17 protein-coding genes and 1 pseudogene are annotated in these 17,668 nt (G+C 73.1%); 11 read left to right on the top strand and 7 right to left on the bottom strand.

The features are described 5' to 3' along the window. Together MCBG_RS06075 and MCBG_RS06070 are read left to right on the top strand one after the other, a co-directional pair. On the top strand, positions 1-3,658 hold a 3,658-nt coding region (locus tag MCBG_RS06075; protein WP_043330207.1), incomplete at its 5' end, for an amino acid adenylation domain-containing protein. 95 nt (positions 3,659-3,753) lie between these two features. After that, entirely contained in the window at positions 3,754-5,403 is a 1,650-nt protein-coding gene (locus MCBG_RS06070; RefSeq protein WP_051611494.1) for a DUF885 domain-containing protein, read from the top strand. On the opposite strand, the gene MCBG_RS06065 is transcribed toward MCBG_RS06070, so the two are convergent. From MCBG_RS06065 to MCBG_RS06055, 3 genes are all read right to left on the bottom strand, one after another. Beyond that, entirely contained in the window at positions 5,349-5,828 is a 480-nt protein-coding gene (locus MCBG_RS06065) for a hypothetical protein (RefSeq protein WP_223201090.1), read from the bottom strand. The two genes, MCBG_RS06070 and MCBG_RS06065, sit on opposite strands and share 55 nt — an antisense overlap. A gap of 219 nt (positions 5,829-6,047) precedes the next feature. Further along, entirely contained in the window at positions 6,048-6,731 is a 684-nt protein-coding gene (locus MCBG_RS06060) for a hypothetical protein (RefSeq protein ID WP_223201089.1), read from the bottom strand. 43 nt (positions 6,732-6,774) lie between these two features. Beyond that, positions 6,775-7,287, bottom strand: a complete 513-nt coding sequence (locus tag MCBG_RS06055) for an NUDIX hydrolase (protein WP_043324617.1) — start codon at positions 7,285-7,287, stop codon at positions 6,775-6,777. Between the two features lie 146 nt (positions 7,288-7,433). On the opposite strand from MCBG_RS06055, the gene MCBG_RS06050 reads away from it, so the two are divergent. Next, complete coding sequence (locus MCBG_RS06050) at positions 7,434-7,928, top strand: type II toxin-antitoxin system PemK/MazF family toxin (RefSeq protein ID WP_043324613.1); 495 nt, start codon at positions 7,434-7,436, stop codon at positions 7,926-7,928. Positions 7,929-7,937: 9 nt separating this feature from the next. Here MCBG_RS06050 and MCBG_RS06045 read toward each other — a convergent pair whose 3' ends face one another. Then, positions 7,938-8,573, bottom strand: coding sequence for a GGDEF domain-containing protein (locus MCBG_RS06045; RefSeq protein WP_043324610.1), 636 nt, complete (start codon positions 8,571-8,573; stop codon positions 7,938-7,940). A 227-nt stretch (positions 8,574-8,800) separates the two neighbouring features. Between MCBG_RS06045 and MCBG_RS06040 the strand changes: the two genes are divergently transcribed. The 5 genes from MCBG_RS06040 (at position 8,801) to MCBG_RS06020 (ending at position 12,624) form a co-directional block, all read left to right on the top strand. Further along, entirely contained in the window at positions 8,801-9,058 is a 258-nt protein-coding gene (locus MCBG_RS06040; protein WP_030502645.1) for a DUF397 domain-containing protein, read from the top strand. 102 nt (positions 9,059-9,160) lie between these two features. Next, entirely contained in the window at positions 9,161-10,048 is an 888-nt protein-coding gene (locus tag MCBG_RS06035) for a helix-turn-helix domain-containing protein (protein WP_043324606.1), read from the top strand. A gap of 75 nt (positions 10,049-10,123) precedes the next feature. Next, the gene (locus tag MCBG_RS06030) at positions 10,124-10,972 is read left to right on the top strand and encodes an SAM-dependent methyltransferase (RefSeq protein WP_043330200.1); all 849 of its coding nucleotides are present in this window, start codon (positions 10,124-10,126) and stop codon (positions 10,970-10,972) included. A gap of 84 nt (positions 10,973-11,056) precedes the next feature. Further along, complete coding sequence (locus MCBG_RS06025; protein ID WP_223201088.1) at positions 11,057-11,935, top strand: serine/threonine-protein kinase; 879 nt, start codon at positions 11,057-11,059, stop codon at positions 11,933-11,935. 368 nt (positions 11,936-12,303) lie between these two features. Continuing rightward, positions 12,304-12,624 (top strand): hypothetical protein, encoded by a 321-nt coding sequence (locus tag MCBG_RS06020; protein WP_223201087.1) that lies wholly within the window; start codon positions 12,304-12,306, stop codon positions 12,622-12,624. Between the two features lie 3 nt (positions 12,625-12,627). On the opposite strand, the gene MCBG_RS06015 is transcribed toward MCBG_RS06020, so the two are convergent. Continuing rightward, complete coding sequence (locus tag MCBG_RS06015; RefSeq protein WP_043324599.1) at positions 12,628-13,320, bottom strand: carbon-nitrogen hydrolase family protein; 693 nt, start codon at positions 13,318-13,320, stop codon at positions 12,628-12,630. Positions 13,321-13,386: 66 nt separating this feature from the next. Here MCBG_RS06015 and MCBG_RS06010 point away from each other — a divergent pair, with 66 nt between their 5' ends. Continuing rightward, positions 13,387-14,160: a DedA family protein gene (locus tag MCBG_RS06010; RefSeq protein ID WP_043324597.1), complete on the top strand. Its 774-nt coding sequence runs from the start codon at positions 13,387-13,389 to the stop codon at positions 14,158-14,160. Here MCBG_RS06010 and MCBG_RS06005 read toward each other — a convergent pair. Then, entirely contained in the window at positions 14,124-15,521 is a 1,398-nt protein-coding gene (locus MCBG_RS06005; protein WP_051610961.1) for an alpha/beta hydrolase family protein, read from the bottom strand. The two genes, MCBG_RS06010 and MCBG_RS06005, sit on opposite strands and share 37 nt — an antisense overlap. Positions 15,522-15,672: 151 nt before the next feature. Then, entirely contained in the window at positions 15,673-17,004 is a 1,332-nt protein-coding gene (gene gdhA, locus MCBG_RS06000; RefSeq protein WP_043330196.1) for an NADP-specific glutamate dehydrogenase, read from the bottom strand. 92 nt (positions 17,005-17,096) lie between these two features. On the opposite strand from gdhA, the gene MCBG_RS05995 reads away from it, so the two are divergent. Continuing rightward, positions 17,097-17,420, top strand: coding sequence for a MazG-like family protein (locus tag MCBG_RS05995; protein ID WP_043324595.1), 324 nt, complete (start codon positions 17,097-17,099; stop codon positions 17,418-17,420). Positions 17,421-17,476: 56 nt separating this feature from the next. Then, positions 17,477-17,668: pseudogene (locus tag MCBG_RS32920) on the top strand (hypothetical protein); the annotation flags it as partial.

The following is a 17,668-nucleotide window of genomic DNA, read 5'->3' as shown; positions in this document are numbered from 1 at the left end:
ACTGGACGACGCCGTCGTCTGGGCCGGCCAGCCCGACACCGATCCGGCGCCGGCCGCCGGGCCGGAGCACCTGGCGTACGTCATCTACACCTCCGGCTCCACCGGCCGCCCGAAGGGTGTGCCGAACACGCACCGGGGCATCGTCAACCGGCTCGACTGGATGCAGAAGACGTACCGCCTCGGCGCCGACGACGCGGTGCTCCAGAAGACCCCGGCGAGCTTCGACGTGTCGGTGTGGGAGTTCTTCTGGCCGCTGCGCACCGGCGCGCGCCTGGTGCTGGCCAAGCCGGGCGGCCACAAGGACGCCGGCTACCTGCGTGACCTGCTGGTGTCCGAGCGGATCACCACCGCCCACTTCGTCCCGTCGATGCTCACCGTCTTCCTCGCCGAGGACGGCGTGGAGGCGGCCACCGCGCTGCGCCGGGTGATCTGCTCCGGTGAGGAGCTGCCGCTGGCCTCGGCGGCCGACTTCACCGCCCGGCTGCCCTGGTGCGGCCTGCACAACCTGTACGGCCCGACCGAGGCGGCCATCGACGTGACCGCCTGGGCGTGCGAGCCGGACCGGCTCGCGCAGGTGACCAGCGTGCCGATCGGCGCGCCGATCGCCAACCTGCGGCTGCACGTGCTCGACCCGTCCGGCGCCCAGTGCCCGGTCGGGGTGGCCGGTGAGCTGCACATCGGCGGTGTCGGGCTGGCCCGCGGCTACCACCGCCGGCCGGCGCTGACCGCGGAGAAGTTCGTCCCCGACCCGTTCTCCGCCGAGCCGGGCGCCCGCCTCTACCGCACCGGCGACCTGGCCCGCTGGGTCGTCGGCCCGGACGGCGCCGGGGTGATCGAGTTCCTGGGCCGCATCGACCACCAGGTCAAGCTGCGCGGCCTGCGCATCGAGCTGGGCGAGATCGAGAGCGCGCTGCGCGACCAGCCGGGCGTCACCGAGGCCACGGTGATCGTCCGCGAGGACAGCCCGGGCGACAAGCGGCTCACCGCGTACCTGGTGGGGGCGGCCGAGCACGCCGCGCTGAAGGCGGCGCTGAAGGACACGCTGCCCGAGTACATGGTGCCGGCCGCGTTCGTCACGCTCGACGCGCTGCCGCTGACCCCGAACGGCAAGCTGGACCGCAAGGCGCTGCCCGCGCCGGTGGTCACCCGTGAGGCGTCGGTGGCGCTGGTCGAGCCGCGCGACGACACCGAGCGGGCGCTGGCCGCGATCTGGTCCGAGGTGCTCGGCGTGGACACGCTCGGCATCGACGACGACTTCTTCGACCTGGGCGGGCACTCGATGCTCGCCACCCAGGTGGTCGCGAAGATCCGCAAGGCGGAGCTGGGCGGCCGGGCGGTCGGCGTGATGGACCTGTTCCAGCAGCGCACCATCCGCGACCTGGCCGCGTTCATCTCCGGCGACGCCGCCCAGGAGGGGCCGCGCCGGCTGCTCTACGAGCTGACCAAGCCGATCCCGGCGGGCAAGCGGGTGCTGACGTACGTCTGCGTGCCGTACGGCGGCGGCAGCGCCATCGTCTACCAGCCGCTGGCCGACGCGCTGCCGGCCGGGTACGGGCTGTGGTCGCTGGCCATCCCCGGCCACGACGTCGGCCTCACCGAGGACGCGCTGCCGTTCGAGGAGCTGACCAGCCGGGTCGCCGACGAGATCCTGGAGCGGGTCGAGGGACCGATCGCCCTGTACGGCCACTGCGGCGTGGGCAGCGCGATCGTCGCCGAGGTGGCCCGCAAGGTCGAGGCGTCCGGCCGGGACCTGGAGGCCGTCTACATCGGCGCGATGTTCCCGTTCGCCCGCCCCAAGGGCGTCTTCTCGGCCGCCCGCAACAAGCTGGAGCAACTGCGCAGCAACAAGCACTACGCGAGCTGGCTCAAGTCGATGGGCGTGGACACCGACGAGCTGGACCCGGAGCAGGCCGACCGGATCATCAGCAACATGCGGGCCGACTCCCGCGCCTCGGAGGAGTACTTCACCCGGCTGCTGGACAAGCAGGCGACGAAGCTGCGCGCGCCGATCATCTCGGTGGTCGGCTCCGAGGACCCGGTTACCGACTACTACCGCGAGCGGTACACCGAGTGGCAGTTCCTCAGCGACACGCTCGGGCTGGTCGTGCTCGACCAGGCCGGTCACTTCTTCCTGAAGTACCGTGCCGAGGAACTGGCCGAGATCGTCACGCAGGCGCACCCGGCGGTGGTCGCCGGTGACATCGGCGCGCTGAGCCCGCAGGCGCGGGGTGAGGACGCCGGCTGGGCGGTGGCGGACACGCTGCGCGTGGGCGTGGCCCGCAAGGCCAGCACCGCGGTCAAGCCGAGCATGGGCCGCTTCCTGGCCATCACGGTCGGGCAGCTCGTCTCCAGCACCGGCTCCGCGCTCACCGCGTTCGCGCTGCCGATCTGGCTGTTCAACCGCACCGGCTCGGTGGCCGACCTCGGTCTGCTGTGGGCGCTGGCGCTGATCTGCGGCGTGCTCATGCTGCCGGTCGCCGGCGCGCTGGTGGACCGGGTCAGCCGCCGCCGGATCATGATGACGGCCAGCTGCTTCGCCGGCTCCATCCAGCTGGTGCTGGCCAGCCTGCTGTGGACCGACAACCTGGTGCTCTGGCACATCTACCTGCTGGTGGCGCTGAGCTCGGTGGCCGGATCGTTCCAGCGGATCGCGTTCCAGTCGGCGGTGCCGCAGCTGGTGCCCAAGCGCTACCTCGGGCACGCCATGGGCATCACCCAGCTGTCCACCGGTGTGGCCACGCTGCTCATGCCGGCGTTCGCGGCCGGCCTGCTCGCCACCATCGACCTGAAGGGCATCCTGCTCGTCGACGTGGCCAGCTACGTGCTCGCGGTGCTCACGCTCGCCGTGGTCCGCTTCCCGGACGCGCTCGGCTGGCGGCCCCGGGAGCGGCTGCTGGTGGCCATCGCCAACGGCATGCGCTACTCCTGGCGGCACCGCGGATTCCGGCTGATGCTCGGCTACTTCGCGCTGGGCAACATCTTCCTGGCGCCCGCGCTGGTGCTGATCACCCCGTTGGTGCTGTCGTTCGGCAGCCCCACCCAGGTCGCCCAGGTCGCGCTGGCCGAGGCGGTCGGCGCGGTGCTCGGCGGCATCCTCATGTCGCTGTGGGGCGGGCCGCGCAAGCGCCGCATGATCGGCGTGCTGATCGGCAACCTGGGCACCGCGATCGGCTGCATGCTGATCGGCCTGGACGCCTCGGTGGCGATGATCTGCGTCGGGTTCTGCTGGCTGGCCATGTCGATGACCACCGCGCAGTCGATCTACGCGACGATCGTCCAGGTGAAGGTGCCGCAGCGCTTCCACGGCCGGGTGTTCAGCCTCAACCAGACCATCTCCTGGTCCACGCTGCCGATCGGGTTCGCGCTGCTCGCGCCGGGCGCCACCGCGCTGTTCGAGCCGATGCTCGCACCGGGCGGGGCGCTGGCCGGCACGGTGGGGGCGGTGATCGGCACCGGACCGGGCCGGGGCATCGGCTTCGCGTACATCTGTTTCGGCGCGGCGCTGGTCCTGGTCACGCTCGGCGGGTTCGCGATCCGGCTGCTGCGCCGCTTCGACATCGAGGTGGAGGATTCCCTGCCGGACGACCTGATCGGCGCCCAGGAGCGTGAGAAGCGTCTGGCCGCCAAGGCCGAGAGGAAGGAGCTCGTCTCGGTCTGACCTCGCCTCCCATCCGGTTGATCAAGGAGTTCGTGTCCTTTCCGGGCCTTCCGGCCGGCACGAACTCCTTGATCACCGGGGGTAGCATCGGTGCGATGGGCGAGGACGTCACCGACACGCTGCTGCGGGAGATGGGGCGCCTCGATCCGTGTGTGGCGGTGGTCGAGGCCGGTGAGCAGGACGTCGACGGGCTCACCGACTACAGCCCGGAGGGTCACCAGGCCCGCGCCGATCTCGCCGCGCGCGCCCTGCGCCGGATCGAGGCGCTGCCCGCCCCGAGCCCGCTGCACGAGCACCTCGCCGAACGGCTGCGCGCCCGGATCGCCTTCCACGACGCCGGGGAGGACCTGCGGGAACTGCACGTCGCGGCCACCGGCCCGCTCCAGCTCATCCGCCAGTGCGTCGAATCAGCGGTCCCGGGCCGCGACGCCGGGCGCGCGGCCTACGAGGACGGCTGGGCCCGCGTCGGCGCGCGCCAGGCCGCGATCCCGGCATCCCTGGACGGGTACGCCCGCAGCCTGCTGGTCGCCGCCGAACGTGGTCACCTGCCCACACGACGCCAGGTGGACCTGGTGACGCAGCGCTGCCGCACCTGGATCGACGAGGACACGGCGCTCGTGCAGCGCTACGGCGACGGGCCGCAGCGCGCGTCGTTGCAGGCGGCGGCGCGGGACGCGCGGGAGGCGTACCGGAGGTTCGCCACGACGCTCACCGCGGACCTCGCGCCGCTCGCGCGCGACGACGAGGCGTTCGGCCCGGCGCGGTACGCCCTCTGGGTGCGGACCTTCCTCGGCACGGAACCGGACCTGCGCGAGCTGTACGAGTGGGGCTGGGACGAGTTCACCGCCATCGAGGCGGACCTGGTCGCGGAGGCGAGAGCCCTGGGTGGCACGGTGCCCGAGGTGCTTCAACGGCTCGACCGCCCCGACGCGCCAGGTGTGCTGCGCAGCCGGGACGAGTTCGCCGCCTGGCTCCAGGAGCTGCTGGAGGCCACCACCGAGCGGATGCACGGCACGCACTTCGACATCCCCGCGCCGCTGCGCCGCATCGAGTCCCGGGTCACCACGTCGGGCGGCACCGCCTACATCGCGCCGTCGCGGGACCTGACCCGGCCGGGCCGGGTCTCGTGGCTGCTGCCCGACGGTCAGGAGCGCTTCCCGACCTGGTGGGCGTACAGCACCGCGTACCACGAGGGCGTCCCCGGCCACCACCTGCACCTCGGCTCGGAGGCGTGCCGGGGCGGCCCCGGGCAGCGGCTGAACCTGCTCGGCGGGCTCTCCGGCGCCCAGGAGGGCTGGGCCCTGTACGCCGAAGGGCTGATGGACGAACTCGGACTCTACGAGCAGCCGGGCGCCCGGCTGGGCCACCTGTTCATGCAGTTGCTGCGGGCGGCCCGGGTGGTGCTCGACATCGGCCTGCACCTGCGGCTGCCGATGCCGTCGGGCAGCGCGCCGTGGACGCCGCAGGCCGCGCTGGACCTGCTGCGCGACCGCTGCCACCAGGGCCCGTACGCGCCACTGGAAGTGGCCCGGTACCTGGGCCGGCCCGGGCAGGCGCTCACCTACAAGGTGGGGGAGCGGGTGTGGCGCGACGGACGCGCTGCGTTCCCCGGCGACCGGCGCGCGTTCCACAACCGGGCGCTGGAACTCGGCTCGCTGGGACTGGACCAGCTCGCGAGCGCGCTTCCCGCCTATCCGGCCTCGTCGGCGGGCAGCTCCTCCGGGTCGGCCACCCAGGCGGAGTAGACAGGCAGCGCGTGCCACGGGCCGCCGGCCGGGTCGGTGGTCACCGCGACCACCGCGTACGGATGACCGAAGCGCAGCTCCGCGACGCGGGCGACCCCCTCCGGCGGCAGCGCTGTCGCCCGGCCGAACGCGGTCACCGCGGCGGCCTCGAAGCCGTAGCGGCCGAACCGGGCCACCGCGGACTGCGCGGCGTCGAACCCCGGCCCGGTCAGGCCCAGCAGCTCGCCGAGTGCCTGCGCCGCCGCGTCGAAGCCGAACCCGGGCCTGGCCAGGTCGTGGCGGCTCTGCGCCGACCAGCAGGGCAGCACCGCGGTGGCGCGTTCCTCCCGGCCGTCGTCCGCGTACGTCCGGGTCGGCTCCTCCCGCAGCGTCCACAGCGGCGTCTCGCCCAGCGGCAGGTCGAACAGCGACCGGCGGCCCGGCATGAGTCCGGCAGGAGCGCGGCGGCGCTCGCCAGCTCCTGCGCGGCGGCCAGCACGTCGACGGCCGGCACGTCGGGCGCGGCGGCCACCGACACCACGAGCATTCCCAAAGTCAGGAATTGTATACGACAGTCTGAAACAGCCGTCGCGTGGGGAATCCGTTAAGGGTCTTTGTTCGGGTAACGGTGCCCCGACGTAGTCCTTAAATTCCCGCGTACATTCTTAATTTAACAGGACGCCTTGGAAGCCTTTAGTCCGGCTCGTATTTTCGAGCATGGCGGATGCAGTGATTAGACACAGGATTGCCATCGTGGACCCTGTATTCGACTTGGCGCGCTCTGATAAGCCACCCAGCACCGGTGCCGAACGGCGGCGTACGCAGCACCGGCTCAGCCGGCCCGACCAGGCGCTGCCCGCGCCCAGCTCCGCGCCGGGGGCGGTGTCGAACGGGTCGGCCCACGACACGCGGGTGGCCAGCGCGTTGGCCAGGAGCAGCAGCGTGTCCGGGGTGACGTCGACCGGGAAGCTGTCGATCAGCCCCCCGGTACGCTCCCGGGCCCAGCCGTCCAGCGTGGCCTGGTCGGGCAGCGGGCCGCGTTCGGTGTTCTCCGGCAGCGCGGCCCGCCACGCGGCCAGCTCCGGCGCGGGAGCGCGCTCCCACAGCGCGGTGGCCGCGGCGACCATCGGGTGCGGCGCGGCGAGCAGCGCCCGGGCCTCCGCGGCGGCGTCGTCCGGGTCGGCGTCGAGCGCCTCGGCCAGCGCCGCCCGGGCGTCGCCGGTGGCGGCCGGGCCGGTCAGCGCCAGCAGCAGCCAGGCGCCCAGCGGCGAGGCGACGTGGTGGGTGTCGCCGGCGGCGCGGTGCAGCCGCTCGGCGTAACGGGCCAGTGGTGCGTGCAGGGGAGTCACGGCTCCACTCTGCCCGCTCACGCGCCGGGTGGCACGCCCGCGCTCAGGACCACAGCTCGAACGGCTCGTCGATCTCCTCGCCGGCCAGGAACGCGGGCAGCAGTTCGGGCAGCCGCCCGGGATAGCAGCGCGGCCGCTCGGCGAGCACCTCGGCCAGCGGCCACCAGCGGAACCCGAAGTAGTCCTCCACCTCGTAGTCCAGCCGCAGCGCCTCGTCCACGTCCGGTCCGGGGCCGGGCAGCCGTACCGCCACGATCACCTCGTCCTGGAGGTGGCGGCGCTGCCGGTGCCGGAAGCTGGCCCGCCGCCGCCACGTCGGCGCGCCCACCTCGTCCGGGCCGATCGCGATGCCGGTCTCCTCGCGCAGTTCGCGGACCGCCGCCTCCCGGTACGTCTCGCCCGGGTCCAGCCCGCCGCCGGGTAGCTCCCACCACACGCCGAGGTCGGGGTGGTCCGGGTCGCGGGTGTGGAACAGCAGCAGGTGGTCGGTGGCGTCGAGCACGACCAGCCGCACCGCGCTGCGCTCGAACACCGGCAGATCATCGGGTAGCCGCACGCCCCCAGCGTAAGGAAGGGCCCCTTATTAACGCCTCCGGTAGTAGAGGGGCCCCCTATTAACAGGGGCATCCCGCACGGCGCCGTCCACCCGACCGGGCGACCCGATTCCCGGGCGGTCGTACCCCGGCCGATAGGCTGCCCGCCGTGGCAGGTCTGTTGAAGAACGTGGCGTCGCGGCTCGGCCGGATCACCCGGGCTGTGCCCGCCCCGCCCCGCCCGGGCGCGCCGATCCCGGCTCAGGTCGCGCGCCGCCGGCAGGTCAACGCGCTGCAGCGCCGCGAGTTGTCGTACGCGCCGGAGCCGGACGGCCAGGCCGACCCGGGCGAGATCGTCTGGACGTGGGTGCCCTACGAGGACGACCCCCGCCAGGGCAAGGACCGCCCGGTGCTGGTGGTCGGACGGCACAGCCGCACCCTGTTCGGGCTGATGCTGTCCAGCCAGAGCGACCGGGACGGCCAGCGGCACTGGCTGGCGCTCGGCCCGGGGGAGTGGGACCGGGACAACCGGCCCTCCTGGGTGCGCCTGGACCGGGTGCTCACCATGCGCGAGGACAGCATCCGCCGCGAGGGCGCGGTGCTGGACCGGCCACGGTTCGACCGGGTCGGGCAGGCGCTGCGCGCCGGCTACGGCTGGCGCTGACCGCGCCGGTCAGTACTCCGCGACGAGCTGCCGGGTCGGGCGGGCCGCGCCGAGCGTCTTCGCCTCGTACATGGCGGCGTCGGCGCGGCACAGCGCGTCGGTGAGCTGCGTCGGGCAGTGCACCGGCGCGAGCCCGACCGAGGCGGTGACCTGGATGCTGCGCGCGCCCAGCGGGATGGGCGCGGCGAGCGCCTCGCAGAGCCGCCGCGTGGCGTGCTCGATCCACCGGCGGTCGGCTGTGGGGCTGGCCAGCAGGCCGGCGAACTCGTCGCCGCCGAGGCGGGCCACCAGGTTGTTGCCGGCGAACGCGGCGAGCCGCTGCGCGACGCTGATCAGCACCTGGTCGCCGGCGGCGTGCCCGTAGCGGTCGTTCACCTGCTTGAAGTTGTCCAGGTCGAGCACGACCGCTACCAGTGGCTGGCCGGCGGGGTCGGTGAGCAGTGTGGCTGCGAGCCGGAAGAACGCGCGGCGGTTGGGCAGGCCGGTGAGCGGGTCGTGGCTGGCCGCGTGCCGTTCGGCGGCCAGTTCGGCCTGGAGCAGCTCGATCTCGGCCTCGGCGCGTACGGCGCGGCGGCGCAACTGCCAGGCCGAGATGAGGGCCCCCGCGGCGGATATGCCGGAGGCGACGGTCATCGGATCCGGCACGCGCGTCCTCCTCACCGCAGTCCCCTAGCCGCGCGCGGCGGCATCCGGAGGCCGGGTTCGGGTCACCGAATGTGAGCGACCCGGCACACCGTACGTTTCGGCTATCATGCTCTCCGTCCATTGCAGATGCAATAGCAGATGCACGTGCATCTCACTCCTCACTCGACAGACGTCGCCACCCACCGCTCCTCCCCGCGGCCTCGGCTGGCTCATCCCGAAGGACGCCCATGCAACAACCGCCGAACGGTGTGCCCGTGCCCGAGCTGCCCCCGATGCGCTGGTCGAAGAGTCGTCGCAGCAACCCCAGCGGCAACTGCGTCGAGTTGGCCGAGCTGCCCGGTGGCACCGGAATCGCGGTCCGAAACTCCCGGCACCCGGAGGGCCCGGCGCTGATCTACACAGTGGACGAGATCGCCGCCTTCGTGCTCGGCGCGCGCGACGGCGACTTCGACCACCTGATCCCGCCGTCCCGCACACGGGACTGATTAACCGCTCCGGAGGAGTTCACCTCACTGTCGGTTCATGGCATGCTTACTCGTCGGCCGGGGGGCGCCCGGCCGGGGCAGTCGGGATGCGAGGGCGGTCAGGTGGCGACGGTGCCCGTCGAGGGTGGTCCGACAAGCGGGCCCACCGTGCTGCGCATGTTGCTCGGTGGGCAGCTGCGGCGACTCCGTGAGAGGGCCGGGGTCAGCCGGGAGACGGCCGGCTGGGAGATCCGCTCCTCCGAGTCGAAGATCAGCCGGATGGAGCTGGGCCGGGTCGGCTTCAAGGAGCGCGACGTGGCCGACCTGCTCACGCTCTACGGCGTGACCGACGCCGGCGAGCGCGAGTCGCTGCTCAAGCTCGCCCGGGACGCGAACAGCCCCGGCTGGTGGCACCGCTACGGTGACGTGCTCCCCGCGTGGTTCCAGGCGTACCTGGGGCTGGAGGCCGCCGCCGCGCTGATCCGCACGTACGAGGTGCAGTTCGTGCCCGGGCTGTTGCAGACCGCCGCGTACGCCCGGCAGGTGATCCTGCTCGGGCACCGCGGCGCGTCGGCGGCGGAGCTGGACCGGCGGGTGGAGCTGCGGATGCAGCGCAAGGAGCTGCTGCGCCGCAGCAACCCGCCGCAGTTGTGGGCGGTGCTCGACGAGGCGGCGCTGCGCCGCCCGATCGGCGGGGCCGCGGTGATGCGCGAGCAGCTGGACGCGCTGATCGAGGCGACCGCCGCGCCGCACGTACGGCTGCAGATCGTCCCGTTCTCCGCCGGCGGGCACGCCGCGGCCAGTGGGGCCTTCAGCATCCTGCGCTTCGGCGACGCGGACCTGCCGGACATCGTCTACATCGAGCAGCTGACCAGCGCGATCTACCTGGACAAGCGCGACGACCTCGAGTTCTACGCCGAGGCGATGGAACGGCTGTGCGTGGAGGCCGCGCCGCCGGAGCGCACCCGTGAGCTGCTGGCCCGCCTCCGCGACGAGCTGTACCCGGCCTGACCGGGCCGGCGCCGGGCAGTACCATGATCCGCACCGGAGACAGTGGACGGTGGGACCCGAGTCGTGGAGGTGGCCTTGACCAGCGACGCAGCAGGGACGGCACCCGGCTCCGGGCCGCTCGGCGACCGGATCGACACGACAGTGGCGCACCCCGCCCGCCGGTACAACTACTGGCTCGGCGGCAAGGACAACTTCCAGGCCGACCGGGACTCCGGCGACGCGATGGCCGCCCGGTTCCCGACCATCCGGATCAGCGCGCTGGAGAACCGGCGGTTCCTGCGCCGCGCGGTGCGTCACCTGGCGGGTGAGGCGGGCATCCGGCAGTTCCTGGACATCGGCACCGGCATACCCACCGCCGACAACACCCACGAGGTGGCGCAGGCGATCGACCCGCGCGCCCGGGTGGTGTACGTCGACAACGACCCGATCGTGCTGGCCCACGCCCGCGCGCTGCTCACCAGTTCGGCCGACGGCGTCACCGCCTACCTCGACGCGGACCTGCGCGACCCGGAGCGGATCCTGGCCCACCCGGACCTGCGCCGCACGCTCGACCTGTCCCAGCCGGTGGCGTTGATGCTGCTGGCGGTGCTGCACTTCGTGCCCGACGGCGAAGACCCGTACGCGCTGGTCGACACGCTTCTCGACGCGCTGCCCGCCGGCAGTTACCTGGCCGCCTCGCACGCCACCCACGACTACCTTCCGGCGGAGGTGGCCGCCGAGGCGAAGGCGGCGGCCCGGGGCGGTGGCCCGCACGGCGTGATCAACCTGCGCAGCCGGGAGGAGGTCGTACGCTTCTTCGACGGCCTCGAACTGGTCGAGCCGGGCATCTGCTCGGTGGCCGAGTGGCGCGCCGACGGCGAGCCGGAGCCGCGGCCGTCCGTGGTCGACGTCAGCATGTACGGCGGGGTCGCCCGCAAGCCCTGACTCGGGCGGAAGAATGCCGGAACACGGACGAAACGGGGGCGCGGGTTGGTGCGGCCGGTGCCGCGCATGGCAGCCTGGTGAATTATGTCGCCGTTCACGCCCGCCCTGCGCCTGCACGACCGCTACGTCCTGCGTGAGCGCATCGGCCTCGGCGGGATGTCCGAGGTGTGGCGCGCCGACGACGAGGTGCTGCACCGGCCCGTCGCGGTCAAGGTCCTCGCCGGGCAGCTCGCCGCCGACCCGCAACTGCGCGCGGTCATCCAGCGCGAGGCCCGCGCGGCGGCGCGGCTGACCCACCCGCACGTGACCCAGGTGTACGACTACGCCGAGGCGACGCTGGACAGCGGTGTCGTGGTCCCGTACCTGGTGATGGAGCTGGTGGAGGGGCAGACGCTCGCCGACCGGCTGGCCGGCGGGCCGCTGGCCTGGCCGGACGCGGTCCGCACGGCCGGGCAGGTCGCCGGGGCGCTGGCCGCGGCGCACCGCATCGGCGTGGTGCACCGCGACATCAAACCGGCGAACGTGATGCTCACCGAGACCGGCGCGAAGGTGCTCGACTTCGGCATCGCCGCGCCCGCCGGCCCGCATCCGGTCACCGGGCAGACCGGCGTGCTGCTGATGGGCACCCCCGCCTACTTCGCCCCGGAACGCCTCGACCCGGGCCCGGCGCATCCGGCCGGTGACGTGTACGCGCTCGGCGTGCTGCTGTACCGCAGCCTCACCGGCCGGGCCCCGCTGCCGGTGCGCAGCTGGGACGACGTGCTGGAGGTGCGGCGCACCCGGCCGCCGGTGCCGCCGCCGCGGGTGCCCGGCCTGCCGCCGGAGATCGCCGACCTGGTGCTGGCCTGCCTGGACGTGGACCCGGCGCGGCGGCCGAGCGCGGCCCGGCTCGCCGAGCGGCTCGGCGCGGGCCGCCCGGTGGATCCGCCGAACCGCGATCCCTGCCCACCGGGGCGCCGGTGACGCGTTCGCCCACCCTGGTCGAGCGGGTTCCGGCCGCCACGGCCCGCCCGGTCGCGCGCGTAGAGAGCGACAATACACCAACTAGCCGTATGCGCACGTCTCTGGTATATATGGGTCAGAGCAAATATGCGATTGGGAGACGAGAGAACCACAATAAGCGGGCACCTCGATGCGCTATATATCAAAGCAGACATCTGGCTGCCGCCGCGACTGACGATCGCATAAGGGATGTTTTTGCTGCAGAACACCAGATCGCCGAATGATACTTTTACTATGTTGACCGCTTCCGCTTGGTACATGTTCACTAGGAGTCGTCCTCGGATCCTAGATAGCGAGATTGGTTTATAGAAGATAAGGAGGCCCGCAGGATGGGTTCGTATACTACTTTGGCGCCGCCGTCGACGGCGGCCGAACCGGTGACGCTGCGGCAGCTCGGCGACCGGTTCGACGAGCTGCTCGACCGGGCCGAGTCGATCGGGCTGATCGAGCGCAAGGTCGCCGACGACCTGCGCAAGAAGGTCGCCGAGCTGGACCGGGGCAAGCCGAAGGACCGGGAGAAGCGGGTCGAGGACCTGCGCGAGAAGATCGACGACGCGGCCGAGGACGAGAAGATCGACCCGGTCACCGCCACCGCGCTGCGCAAGCTGCTCGACGGCTACGAGCGGCTGCGCGGCGGCGACGAGGGCTGAGTGTCACCGCAGCGTGGCGGTGACCACCTCGCCGGTGTCCGTGCCGGCGCGGGCCACCGGCTCACCCGCCGGTGACCAGATCCCCGAACCACCCGCGGCGCGCGCGTACCCGCCCCCTGTCGACCCGGCGAAACTCGCCGTCGCCACCCACACGCCGTGCGCGGCGGCGACCCGGCGGGCGCGTTCGTCGGGCACCGCCGCGTCGTCGGCCGACTCCAGCACCCCGGCCAGGTAGGCGTCCGCGCCGAGCGCCACCGTCGCCGCCGCGTGCTCCGGCGTGCCGGTGTCCTTGCAGACCGCCAGGCCCAGCCGCCAGCCGTCCACATCGAGCACCGCCGGCTCCCGGCCCGGCCGCATGTGCTGCGGCTCCGCGCCACCCAGGCACATCTTCCGGTACGCCACCCGCACGCCCTCGGCGTCGATCGCGAGCACCCCGATGTGCGGTCCGGGCACCGGCGCGCCGGCCAGCGCCAGCGTCCCGGTCTCGGCGCACGCCGCCCGCAGCGGTGCGAGCCGGGGATCGGCCGGGTCCAGCGGCGCGGCGTCCAGTTCGTACCCGGTCAGTGACATCTCGGGGAAGAGCACCACGCGGGCGGCGGCGGCACGCACGGCGTCGGCGTGCCGTGCCGCGTTGCCCGCGACGTCGCCGGAGCGGGTGAGCGGCTGGGCGACGGCGATCCGCAACGGCGTACGCATGGCGTACACGATAATGGTTTCCATGACGCGTGGTCGTCCGCAGCTTCGCCCCGTAACGTTGGTCGGATGATCGGAAACGCACAGCTGCTCGCCGGCCCCCGGGTGAGCGCCGCGCGGGCGGCAGAGCCGTCCGGTGACGGAGTGACCGGCTGGGTCACCGGCCTGATGGAACGGCTCGGCGGTCCCGGCGCCGGCCTCGCGGTGGCGCTGGAGAACCTGTTCCCGCCCATCCCCAGCGAGGTGATCCTGCCGCTGGCCGGCTTCACCGCGAGCCAGGGCAAGATGAGCCTGGTCGGTGCGATCGTCTGGACCACGATCGGGTCGATCGTGGGCGCGCTGGCGCTCTACTACATCGGCGCGGCCCTCGGGCGGGACCGGATGCGCGCCCTGGCCGAGCGGCTGCCGCTGATCAAGCTGGAGGACGTGGACCGCACCGAGGCGTGGTTCCTGCGCCACGGCGTCAAGGCGGTGTTCTTCGGCCGGATGATTCCGATCTTCCGCAGTCTCATCTCCATTCCGGCCGGGGTGGAACGCATGCCGGTGCCGGTGTTCCTGCTCTACACCGCGCTGGGCAGCCTGATCTGGAACACCACGTTCGTGCTCGCCGGGTACTTCCTCGGCGAGCAGTGGCACGTGGTCGAGGCGTACGCGGGCACGTTCCAGAAGATCGTGATCGTGGCCGTGATCGCCGGGTTCTGCTGGTTCGTGGTCAGCCGGGTCCGCCGCTCGCGCCGGAGCGCCCTCGCGGCGGAGGCGGCGCCGGCGCCGGAATCGGCGCCGGAGTCGGCCCGGCAGGGCACCGTCTACCGCGGCGGCTGGTACGGCCGCGAGGAGGACTGAGCCGGGCAGGGCGGATAGAGCGGGCGGGTGCCGGCCCCGGCGGCCCGGGCGGCCTGGTCGCTGAACCGGCAGCCGAAGTCCGGCGCCGCCACCGCGCGCCGGTCGGTGACCGCGTCGCCGGCCGGGCGCTTGCCGGTGCGGACCCAGCGGGTCAGGTCGTCCCAGGCGGCGCCGGCCTCGGCCGGGCTGAACTCGCAGTGCTGCGCGGTACGCACGGCCCGCTGCACCAGCAGCCGGGACCGGCCGTGCCGGGCCACGTCCCGGGCGTACGCCTGCTCCATGCCGAACGGCACGAACAGGTCACCGAGGCCGTGCAGGCTCAGCACCGGCGCGGTGGGCCGCCCGGCGATCCGGGGCACCTCGGTCAGACTCGGCGAGAGCCGCTGGCGCAGGTTCTCCGGCGCGACCCGCTGCACCGTCGCGTTCAGGTCGACCGGCTGGTTCGGCGCGTACCTGGTGAACAGGTTCGTGGCGAGCTGGCCGGGCCGCCGGGCGGGGGAGCCGTCCGCCTCGCTGACCGCGATGCCGAACAGGAAGTCCTTCCAGACCGCGAACGCGGCGTCGGCGCCCGGCCGCGGCCCACCGGAGCGCTCCACGGTGACCGCGCGCAGCTGCTTGCCCAGGTCGTTCGTGGTGTCGGGGCCGCCCGGAGCCAGTCCGGCCAGGCCGAGCGTGACCTGGATCCGGGGCACCGCCGAGGTCAGGTAGTCGGGCGGCGTCGGGTACGCGCGCACACCGGCCAGCGCCTGCGCGACCAGGTTGTAGTCCAGGAAGAAGTCGAACAGCTCCTGGTCGCCGAGCACCCCGCACATGGGCAGCGCACCGGCGTAGAAGCCCGGGTACTGTTCCAGCGAGCGGCCGATGACGTGACCGCCCATCGACACCCCGGCGATCAGCACCCGGTGCGGGCGCCGGACGGTACGGCTGAACAGGTCGGCCAGGGCGCGGGTGCTGCGCACGCCGGAGCGCACGTCGTAGCCGTTGCGGTCGTACGACGACGACGCCCACGCGTACCCCTGGGTCACCAGGCGCTGCCGCAGGTCGAAGCCGGGCGGCTCCGGCGACAGCTCGGTGCCCTGGCCGCGGTAGCCGTGCGCCCACATGACGAGGTCGCCGTTCCAGCGCCTGGGGATCTCGATGACGTACCCGGCGTTGGCGTGCACGCCCTGCCGCACGGTGGTGGCGGCGCCGCCGACGACAAGTGGCGGCAGCGGCGGGTTGACGATGGTGTAGCCGGGCAGCGGGCCGCTGCCGTCGTCGCGGCCGGTGGCGGCGGCGGGGGCCGCGCCGGTGAGACCGAGCGTCAACGTGAGGGCCACGCCGACGGCGAGCAGCCGGCGGCGCACGGGTGAGGGCTGCATCGCTGCTCCCCGGGGGACGGTGCCACCCCGGGACGGGGGTGACGACGCGGGACGGATGCCTACCGGCCGGTAGCGCCCTGAACCTAGGCCGGGCGTCGAGAGCTGTCAATCACTGACCGACCGCTCGGTCAGCGCCCGTCCCGCGTGCCGCTCACACCACGCCGTGCGCCAGCATCGCCTCGGCCACCCGCCGGAACCCCTGGATGTTCGCCCCGGCCACGTAGTCGCCCGGCAGGCCGAACTCCTCGGCGGTCGCCCAGCACCTGTCGTGCACGTCCCGCATGATCTCGCGCAGCCGCTGCTCCGACTCGCCGAACGTCCACGTGTCGCGGCTGGCGTTCTGCTGCATCTCCAGCCCGCTGACCGCCACGCCGCCGGCGTTGGCCGCCTTGCCCGGCGCGAACCGCACCCCGGCCCGGCCGAGGATCCGCACCGCCTCCGGCGTGGTGGGCATGTTCGCCCCCTCCACCACCGCGACGCAGCCGCCGGCGACCAGCGCGGCGGCCTCCGCGCCGCCGATCTCGTTCTGCGTGGCGCAGGGCAGCGCGAGGTCGCAGGGCACCTCCCAGACGTTGCGGTCCGGGACCGCAGCCGCGTTGCGCGCGTGCTCGGCGTACTCGGCCAGCCGCCCCCGGCGCTGCTCCTTCAGCTCCCGCAGCAACGCCAGGTCGATGCCCTTCTCGTCGACCACGTAGCCGCCGGAGTCGGAGCACGCCACCACCGTGCCGCCGAGCTGGTGCACCTTCTCGATCGCGTAGATGGCCACGTTGCCGGAGCCGGACACCACCACCCGCTTGCCCTCCAGGCTGTCCCCGGCCTGGCGGAGCATCTCGTCGGCGAAGAACACCGCGCCGTACCCGGTCGCCTCCCGGCGCACCTGCGCGCCCCCGTACGCCAGGCCCTTGCCGGTGAGCACGCCCGCGTCGTACCGGTTGGTGATCCGCTTGTACTGCCCGAACAGGTAGCCGATCTCCCGGCCGCCCACCCCGATGTCCCCGGCCGGCACGTCGGTCTGCGGGCCGATGTGCCGGTACAGCTCGGTCATGAAGCTCTGGCAGAACCGCATCACCTCGCGGTCGGAGCGACCCTTCGGGTCGAAGTCCGCGCCGCCCTTGCCGCCGCCGATCGCCAGGCCGGTCAGCGCGTTCTTGAAGATCTGCTCGAAGCCGAGGAACTTCACGATGCCCAGGTAGACCGACGGGTGGAAGCGCAGCCCGCCCTTGAACGGGCCGAGCGCGCTGTTGAACTCCACCCGGAAGCCGCGGTTCACCCGTACCCGGCCCTGGTCGTCCTCCCACGGCACCCGGAAGATGACCTGCCGCTCGGGCTCGCAGATCCGCTCGACCACCTCGGCGTACTCGGGATGCCGGGCCAGGGCCGGACCGATGCTCTCCAGTACCTCGCGGACCGCCTGGTGGAACTCGGGCTCTCCCGGGTTCCGGGCGACCACGCCGGCGAACACCGACTCGACGGTCTCCGGCATCACGGGCACCTCCTCTCGCCTGGGCCGCAGACCTGCTGGCCTGCGTCGCCCCAGGATACGAACGGTATGCGCGATCAGGTTCACTGGTCGCCGTGGACGCCACCATCTGGACAACGGCGCGGGACGCGCGCGCCTGGCTGGACGCCGCGAACGGCCGCGGCGACACCGAGCTGACCTGTCGCATCCTCAAGATCGGCGAGGAGGCCGGCGAGGTCGCCGCCGCCTGGATCGGGATGCTCGGGCAGAACCCGCGCAAGGGGGTGACGCACACCCGCGAGGAGGTCGCCGCCGAACTCGCCGACGTGGCGTTCACCGCGCTCGTCGCCATCGAGAGCCTCGGCCTGGACGCCCACGCCGTGCTGACCACGTGCGCCGACAAGGTGCGCTCCCGTACCGCTGCCACGGAAAAGGAGTGAACCGACCGGGAAACGGACACGTATGACCCGTTGGGGACCGGCGAGAGGGGATGACCATGACCACATCCGAGGATGAGCCCGGCCTGACCCGACCCCGCTGGTCCGGCGCGGCCCGCCTGCTGGCCGCCGCCGCCGCGCTGGTGGTCGTGCTCGGCGGGGTGGCCGGGCGGAGACGCTGTCCAACCCGGGCCGCCTCGGCGTGTCTCTTCTCCGGCGGCGCGCCGCCGTCGCCCGCCACCGGCGCCGGA

The sequence above is a fragment of the Micromonospora sp. M42 genome, assembly GCF_000568915.1.
In the GTDB taxonomy this organism is placed as follows: Bacteria; Actinomycetota; Actinomycetes; order Mycobacteriales; family Micromonosporaceae; genus Micromonospora; species Micromonospora chalcea.
The sequence above is the reverse complement of the archived record's forward strand: the minus strand, read 5'-3'. Positions and strand labels throughout refer to the sequence as shown.